6 protein-coding genes are annotated in these 7,882 nt (G+C 69.8%); 4 read left to right on the top strand and 2 right to left on the bottom strand.

Going from position 1 to position 7,882, the window contains the following annotated elements:
* The coding region (locus E5198_RS19460) for a 2-oxo acid dehydrogenase subunit E2 (protein WP_178084101.1) at positions 1-975 on the top strand (975 nt) is incomplete at its 5' end.
* Positions 976-1,047: 72 nt separating this feature from the next.
* Here E5198_RS19460 and E5198_RS19455 read toward each other — a convergent pair.
* Positions 1,048-1,635, bottom strand: coding sequence for a hypothetical protein (locus tag E5198_RS19455; protein WP_256659204.1), 588 nt, complete (start codon positions 1,633-1,635; stop codon positions 1,048-1,050).
* 199 nt (positions 1,636-1,834) lie between these two features.
* Here E5198_RS19455 and msrA point away from each other — a divergent pair, with 199 nt between their 5' ends.
* Positions 1,835-2,482: a peptide-methionine (S)-S-oxide reductase MsrA gene (gene msrA, locus E5198_RS19450; protein WP_136491587.1), complete on the top strand. Its 648-nt coding sequence runs from the start codon at positions 1,835-1,837 to the stop codon at positions 2,480-2,482.
* Between the two features lie 184 nt (positions 2,483-2,666).
* On the opposite strand, the gene E5198_RS19445 is transcribed toward msrA, so the two are convergent.
* Positions 2,667-3,515: a 23S rRNA (adenine(2030)-N(6))-methyltransferase RlmJ gene (locus E5198_RS19445; protein ID WP_136491586.1), complete on the bottom strand. Its 849-nt coding sequence runs from the start codon at positions 3,513-3,515 to the stop codon at positions 2,667-2,669.
* A 257-nt stretch (positions 3,516-3,772) separates the two neighbouring features.
* Here E5198_RS19445 and E5198_RS19440 point away from each other — a divergent pair, with 257 nt between their 5' ends.
* Together E5198_RS19440 and E5198_RS19435 are read left to right on the top strand one after the other, a co-directional pair.
* Positions 3,773-5,515, top strand: a complete 1,743-nt coding sequence (locus E5198_RS19440; protein ID WP_136491585.1) for a potassium/proton antiporter — start codon at positions 3,773-3,775, stop codon at positions 5,513-5,515.
* A 101-nt stretch (positions 5,516-5,616) separates the two neighbouring features.
* A partial coding sequence (locus tag E5198_RS19435) for a mechanosensitive channel MscK (RefSeq protein ID WP_168772563.1) occupies positions 5,617-7,882 on the top strand: 2,266 nt, incomplete at its 3' end.

Genomic DNA, 7,882 nt, shown 5'->3' with positions numbered 1-7,882 from the left:
GCTGCTCCGGCGGCCCCGGCCAAGGTGCCGGGCCCGGTCGGCGCGCCGAGCGGCAGCGCCGGCAAGGTGCACGCCGGCCCGGCGGTGCGCATGCTCGCCCGCGAGTTCGGCGTCGAGCTGGCCGACGTGCCGGCCACCGGTCCGAAGGGCCGCGTGCTCAAGGAAGACGTGCAGGCCTACGTCAAGGGCATGATGCACAAGGCCAAGGCCGCGCCGGAAGCCGGCGTGAGCGGCGGTGCCGGCATCCCGCCCATCCCGGTCGTCGACTTCGCCAAGTTCGGCGAGATCGAGGAAGTGGCGATGACCCGCCTGATGCAGGTCGGCGCCGCCAACCTGCACCGCAGCTGGCTCAACGTGCCGCACGTCACCCAGTTCGAGTCGGCCGACATCAGCGAGCTGGAGACCTTCCGCACCGCGCAGAAGGCGGCGGCCGAGAAGGCCGGCGTCAAGCTGACCGTGCTGCCGTTCCTGCTCAAGGCCTGCGCCCACGTGCTGCGCGAGCTGCCGGACTTCAACAGCTCGCTGGCCCCCAGCGGCAAGGCGCTGATCCGCAAGAAGTACGTGCACATCGGCTTCGCCGTGGACACCCCGGACGGCCTGCTGGTGCCGGTGATCCGCAACGTCGACCAGAAGAGCCTGCTGCAGCTGGCCGCCGAGGCCGCCGAGCTGGCGGAGAAGGCGCGCACCAAGAAGCTGTCGGCCGACGACATGCAGGGCGCCTGCTTCACCATCTCCAGCCTCGGCCACATCGGCGGCACCGGCTTCACGCCGATCGTCAACGCGCCCGAGGTGGCGATCCTCGGCGTGTCCAAGGCGAGCATGCAGCCGGTGTGGGACGGCAAGGCCTTCCAGCCCCGGCTGATGCTGCCGCTGTCGCTGTCCTACGATCACCGCGTGATCAACGGCGCCGCCGCGGCCCGCTTCACCCGCCGCCTGGCCGACCTGCTGGCGGAGATCCGTTCGCTGCTGCTGTAAGCGCCGCCTACGTCCGCCGCACAAACAGAAACCCCGCCGAAAGGCGGGGTTTCTGTTTGCAGCCCGGGAAACTCAGCCCTTCTGCAGATCACGGATCAGGAAGCTCATCGCCTTGGCCAGCTCGGCCACCCCGGCGTGGTCGCGTACCAGGGTCAGCAGCGGCGAGCCGTCCTGCGGGTTGAGCACCTGGCAGGACGGCCCGCGGTTCGGGCACTCGTAGCGCACGAACGGATCGACGCCGAACAGCGCCACCGGATGGTTGCGCACCTCGACCCGACTGCCGTCGGCGCTGCGGATTTCCTCGCGCACGTTGAGGCTGCCATCACCGAGGAGGCTCAGCTGGTAGAGCAGATCGTCGCGGCGCGCCTCGCCGACCCGATAGCCGCTGCGCAGCGCGTAGCTTTCCAGCAGGCGGTTGCAGTGCTCCAGCAGCGCCTTGCGCGGCGCCTGGCGCGGATAGAGGTGCTTGAGTTCGGCCAGGTAGCGCGCCTGCTCGGCGCCATCCAGCTGGCTGACCTGATTGCCGGAAGTCTCGCTGCCCTGCTCGTGCTGGCTGTCGTCGTTGCCGGTGGCCTCCGCGGCGGCGCCGGCCGGCAGCGCGGCGCCGAGCAGGGCCAGCAACAGGCCGCGACGCAGCCGCTGCATGAATCCTGTGTGCATGATGGTTACCCTTGGTTCACGTGAAAAATGCCGCCAGCTTAATCCGCACGCATGTTCGGCGCACAGCCCGGCGGCCTGCCAGTATTAACAGGATGTGACAGGACGGACAAAGGTCGCCGACGGCCCGCCAAGGGTTGCAGGCAGAGGCGCAGGCGGGCAAGTTAGACGAACGACTCACCACCTTGCCGAGGAGGCAGCCATGCCCCTGCGTTCCCAGATTCTCGCCCACAAGCTCGCCCTGCCCAGTGCCGAGCAGGCGCTGCCCGGGCGCGCCAGCGCCATGCCGGTGCCCGAGCGGCACCATGTCAACGGCAATCCGCTGCTGCCGCCGTTCCCCGACGGGCTGGAGGAGGTGCAGTTCGGCCTCGGCTGCTTCTGGGGCGCCGAGCGGCGCCTGTGGCAACAGCCGGGAGTGTGGGTGACCGCGGCGGGCTATGCCGGCGGCCATACCCCCAACCCGACCTACGAGGAAGTCTGCTCCGGGCTGACCGGGCATACCGAGGTGGTGCGCGTGCTCTACGATCCGCGCCAGACCAGCCTCAAGGCCCTGCTCAAGGCGTTCTGGGAGGCCCACGACCCGACCCAGGGCATGCGCCAGGGCAACGACGTCGGCACCCAGTACCGCTCGGCGATCTACTGCAGCACGGCGGAGCAGCTGGCCGAGGCGCGCGCCAGCGCCGAGGCCTTCGCCGCCGAACTGGCCCGCGCCGGCTTCGGGCCAATCACCACCGAGATCCGCGCCGAGGTGCCGTTCTACTACGCCGAGGCCTACCACCAGCAGTACCTGGCGAAGAACCCCGGCGGCTACTGCGGCCTGCGCGGCACCGGGGTGTGCCTGCCCGAATAAGGATATCTCGATGGCTCCCACGCTCCAGCGTGGGAGCCGGAGCCCTGGACGCTCCGCGTCCGGCCCGCGATGCATGCCCACGCCGGACAGCGGCATCGTAGGGTGCGCCGTGCGCACCACGATACCGCAGGTGCGCACAGCGCACCCTACGGGCGGACACCCGCCTCACCGAGCGCCAACCAACTCAGCCGCCGGCCTTCTCCTCGATCAGCCAGTCCAGCCGCCAGCCGCCCTGGCTCTGCGCCAGTTGCGTCGCCAGATACGGCAGCAGCTCGCGCAGCTCGTCCTCCAGCGGCCACGGCGGGTTGGCGATGACCAGGCCGGAACCGTTGAGACCGGCCGGGTTGTCGGTGGGGTGCACCCACAGCTCGGCGCGCAGCAGCTTGGGCGCACCGCTCTTCGAGAGGTCCTGGTAGAAGCGCCTGAGCTGGCGCGCATCCTTGATCGGATACCAGATCGCCACCACCGCCTGGCGCATCCGCGCGATGGCGGTGTTCAGCGACTCGACGCAGCGCTCCAGCTCGTCGGCCTGCTCGAACGGCGGGTCGATCAGCAGCAGCGCGCGCTTCTCCGCCACCGGCAGCAGTGCCTTGGCCAGGTGCCAGCCCTCGCCCAGGTGCACGGTGACCCGGCGGTCGCCGGCCATGTTGTCCTTGAGCAGGCGACCGTCCTCGGGGTGCTTCTCGTTGAGCAGCACGCGATCCTGGGCGCGGGTCAGCCGGCGGGCAATCTCCGGCGAGCCGGGGTAGTAGCGCAGCCCGGTGTCCGGGTTGAGCGCGGCGATGGTCGCGCAGTAGTCGTCGAGCAGCGCCGGCAGGTCGTCGCGCCCCCACAGGCGGGCGATGCCCTGCAGCCACTCGCCGGTCTTGCCGGCCTGTTCGCCGGCCAGGTCGTAGAGGCCGACGCCGGCGTGGCTGTCGAGGTAGGCGAAGGGCTTGTCCTTGCGTGCCAGCAGGGCGAGCAGGCGACAGAGTACGGCGTGCTTGAGCACGTCGGCATGGTTGCCGGCGTGGAAGGCGTGACGGTAGTTCATCGGCGAATCCGCGAGTGGCCGGTCGCGCACGGCGGCCAGCGCTGAGAGGTGGGTCGGGAGTGGCGGCGAGTTTACCAGTTGCCCCCGCCCGGCGCAGGCGCGCCCCGCTCGAGCGGCACAGCCCCTGCGCAACGATCGCCGGCCTGACGCAAAAAACCGATATTTTTCCGACCATGCGCCAAATCAACGGGTTAGAATCCCTTGGCACGCCCAGTGCATGATTTCTGCCTGCCCGTCAACCCGCTTCGGAGCCTGCCGTGGATACCGCCGCCGTCAACAGCCTGTTCTTCATCGGCGCACTGCTGGTCGGCGTCAGCATCCTGGTCAGCTCGTTCTCGGCGCGCATCGGCATCCCGGTGCTGGTGATCTTCCTCGCCGTGGGCATGGTCGCCGGGGTCGACGGCATCGGCGGCATCGTGTTCAACGACTATTCGCTGGCCTATACGGTCAGCAACCTGGCGCTGGCGATGATCCTCCTCGACGGTGGCATGCGCACCCGGGTGGCCACCTTCCGCGTGGCGCTGTGGCCGGCCATGTCGCTGGCCACCCTCGGCGTGGTGATCACCTCCGGGCTGACCGGCCTGGCCGCCGCCTGGCTGTTCGACCTCAAGCTGCTGGAAGGCATGCTGATCGGCGCCATCGTCGGCTCCACCGACGCCGCCGTGGTGTTCAACCTGCTCAACGGCAAGGGCCTCAACGAGCGGGTCGGGCCGACCCTGGAGATCGAGTCGGGCAGCAACGACCCGATGGCGATGTTCCTCACCGTGACCCTGATCGGCGTCCTCGCCTCCGGGCAGAGCCTGACCGCCTCCGACGTGCTGATCAGCCTGATCCAGCAGTTCGGCATCGGCATCCTCCTCGGCCTGGGCGGCGGCTGGCTGCTGCTGCAGCTGGTCAATCGCCTGTCGGTAGCCGACGGCCTGTATCCGCTGCTGGCGGTCAGCGGCGGCGTCATGCTCTACGCCCTGTCCGGCGAGATCGGCGGCAGCGGCATCCTGACCGTCTACAGCTGCGGCCTGCTGCTCGGCAACCGGCCGATCCGCAACCGCCACGGCATCCTGCACATGTTCGACGGCCTGGCCTGGCTCAGCCAGATCGGCATGTTCCTGATCCTCGGCCTGCTGCTCACCCCCAGCGAGCTGCTGCCGATCGCCGTGCCGGCACTGGCCCTGTCGCTGTGGATGATCCTGTTCGCCCGCCCGCTGGCGGTGTTCGTCGGCCTGTTGCCGTTCCGCGCCTTCCACTTCCGCGAGCGCCTGTTCATCTCCTGGATCGGCCTGCGCGGCGCGGTGCCGGTGATCCTCGCGGTATTCCCGCTGGTCGCCGGCCTGCCCAATGCCCAGCTGTTCTTCAACGTGGCGTTCTTCATCGTGCTGGTGTCGCTGGTGCTGCAGGGCGGCACCCTCGGCTGGGCGGCGCGCAAGACCCGCGTCGAGGTACCGCCGCAACCGGCGCCGATCTCCCGCGCCGGCCTGCAGATCCACCCCACCAGCCAGTGGGAGCTGTTCGTCTACAAGCTGCGCGCCGACCGCTGGTGCGTCGGCGCCCCGCTGCGCGAACTGAAGATGCCCGATGGCACGCGCATCGCTGCACTGTTCCGCGGCCGCGAACTGCTCCACCCCAGCGGCAGCACCCGCCTGGAGGCCGGCGACATCCTCTGCGTGATCGGCCACGAGAAGGACCTGCCGGCACTCGGCAAACTGTTCAGCGAGGCGCCCAAGCGCGGCCAGGACCTGCGCTTCTTCGGCGACTTCGTCCTCGAGGGCGACGCCGAGCTGGGACCGGTGGCGGCGCTCTACGGCCTCAGGCTGGACGGCACCGACCCCGCCCAGCAGCTCGGCCCGTTCATCGCCCACCTGATCGGCGGCGAACCGGTGGTCGGCGACCAGGTCGAATGGGCCGGGCGCACCTGGACGGTGGCGCAGATGGAAGGCAACCGCATCCGCAAGGTCGGCCTCAAGCTGCCCGCCGGCGGCGGCGGGCCGACCCTGATGTTCTGAGTGCCCGGCCGTCGGGCATGGCCATTTCCGGACCGGCTGCCTTGTCGCGGCGGCGCTGCGCCAGTAGGCTTGCCGATCCCCCAACCGAAACCCTCGCGCTTATGATGTTCCAGTACCGTTCGTTTCTGGTTTCCCTGTTCCTCGGCCTCGTGCTGCTCGCCCCCCTCGCCGGTGCCGCCGGCAACCTGCCCAGCGCCACCGCCGTGCAGAAGCAGCTCGACGGCCTCGAAGGCCGCAAGCTGCCGGAGGCCGAGCACAAGACCCTGCAGGACACCCTGCAGAAGACCCTCGCCAACCTGCAGACGCTGCAGAGCAGCAGCGACGAGCTGAACCGGCTCAAGCAGCAGCTGGCCGCCGCCCCCAGGCAGACCCAGGAAGCCCAGCGCGAACTCAAGCAGCTGGTGCCAGTGCCCGCCGAGCAGTTGGCCAAGCGCTACGCCGGCCTGCCCGTCGCCCAGCTGGAAGGCCTGCTCGCCGAGCGCCTGACCCAGCTCAGCGACAGCCAGACCCAGCTGGCCCAGGCCACCAATGCGCTGATCAACGCGCAGACCCGCCCCGAGCGCGCCCAGTCGGAGATCAGCGCCAACCAGGCGCGCGCCCAGGTCATCCGCGACATCCTCAAGGACGGCAAGGACAACAACCGGCCGCTCGGCGCCGAGCAGCAGGCCATGCTGCAGAGCGAGCTGGCCGCGCTGGAGGCGGTCTCCCAGCTGCGCCGCCAGGAACTGGCCGGCACCACCGCCCTGCAGGATCTCAGCGCCAGCCAGCGCGCCCTGCTGAGCCAGCGCACCACCCTGCTCGAGGCGGAAATCCTCGCCCTGCAGAACAGCCTCAACGAGAAGCGCCGCGAGGAATCGGCGGAAACCGTGGCCCAGCTGTCGCGCGAGAGCCAGGGCAACCAGGGCGGCAGCCTGCTGGCCACCCAGGCCGACCTCAACCTGGCGCTCAGCGACTACCTGCTCAAGTCCACCGACCGGGCCAACGCGCTGATCCGCAAGAACATCGAGACCAAGCAGCAGCTCGACGGCCTGAAGCAGGCCGAGCAGGCCCTCGACGAGCAGATCGCCGTGCTCAAGGGCAGCCTGCTGCTGACCCGTATCCTCTACCAGCAGAAGAACGCCCTGCCCAAGGTCAGCGCGGACAAGAACCTCGCCAACGAGATCGCCGACCTGCGCCTGTACCAGTTCGAGCTGAACCAGCGCCGCGCCGAGATCGTCAATCCGACCCAGTACGTCGCCAACCTGCTCGCCAGCCAGCCGAGCGAGAGCGTCAGCCCCGAGCTGCGCAGCCAGCTGGAACAGCTGGCCCGCGCGCGCCTGGAGCTGCTCGACCGCCTCAACACCGAGCTGGGCAACCTGCTGACCCAGGCCATCACCCTGCAGCTCAACCAGAAGGAGCTGCTGGCCACCAGCGCCAGCCTCAGCCGCACCCTCGACGAGCAGATGTTCTGGATCGCCAGCAACAAGCCGCTCGATCTGGACTGGTTCAAGGAAGTGCCCGGCCGCCTGCAGCGCCAGCTCGAGGCTCTGCCGATCCGCGACAGCGCCACCGTCATCGGTCACGGCCTGATCGGCCAGCCGCTGCTGTTCCTGCCACTGGTGGTGCTGCTCGCCGCGCTGATCGGCGGCCGCCCCTGGCTGCGCCGCCAGCTGGCGCACATCGACGACGAACTCTCCCAGCTGCGCCGCTACCGGCAGACGCTCACCCCGCTGGCGGTGCTCTGCCACTTCCTGCTGGTGCTGCCGCTGCCGCTGATCGTCGCCGCCTGCGGCGTGGTGCTGATCCGCGACCCGCAGGCCGGCACCACCATCTTCGGCGAGTCGCTGCTCAAGCTGTCCCAGGCCATGCTGGTGTTCGGCGTCAGCTACCGCCTGCTGGCCCGCGGCAGCGTGGTCGAGCGGCATTTCGGCTGGGATCCGGCGCGGGTGCAGAGCCTGTACCGCCAGGTACGCCAGCTGGGCCTGGTGGTGATGCCGATGGTCCTGGTGGTGAGCATCGCCGAGCGCCAGCTCTCCGGCCTGGCCGACGACGTGCTGGGCATCTTCATCGTCCTCAGCGGCTTCCTGCTGATGAGCTGGATCCTGCTGCGCATCATGCTCAGCCAGCCGCCGTTCTTCGGCTCGCGGGTGCTGCACTTCATCGCCGCGCTGCTGCTGGTCGGCCTGCCGCTGGCCCACGTGGTGCTGGTCGGCTTCGGCTACTACTACACCGCACTCAAGCTCACCGGCCGCCTGCTCGACAGCCTGTACATCATCGCCATCTGGACGGTGGTGCAGTCGGCGGTGCTGCACGGCCTCGACGTCGCCGCCCGCCGCCTGGCCCTGCAGCGCGCCCAGGCGCGCCGCCAGGCCGCGCCGCGCGAGGGCG

The organism is Pseudomonas sp. A-1 (assembly GCF_004801855.1).
Taxonomy (GTDB): domain Bacteria; phylum Pseudomonadota; class Gammaproteobacteria; order Pseudomonadales; family Pseudomonadaceae; genus Geopseudomonas.
Note: the sequence above shows the minus strand (reverse complement) of the source record. Positions and strands in the feature narration are given on the sequence as shown.

What these genes read in the sequence shown, in the direction of transcription:
- E5198_RS19455 (WP_256659204.1), bottom strand. Translation starts at nt 1,635, where the DNA reads ATGCACACAGGATTCATGCAGCGGCTGCGTCGCGGCCTGTTGCTGGCC.
- msrA (WP_136491587.1), top strand. Translation starts at nt 1,835, where the DNA reads ATGCCCCTGCGTTCCCAGATTCTCGCCCACAAGCTCGCCCTGCCCAGT.
- E5198_RS19445 (WP_136491586.1), bottom strand. Translation starts at nt 3,515, where the DNA reads ATGAACTACCGTCACGCCTTCCACGCCGGCAACCATGCCGACGTGCTC.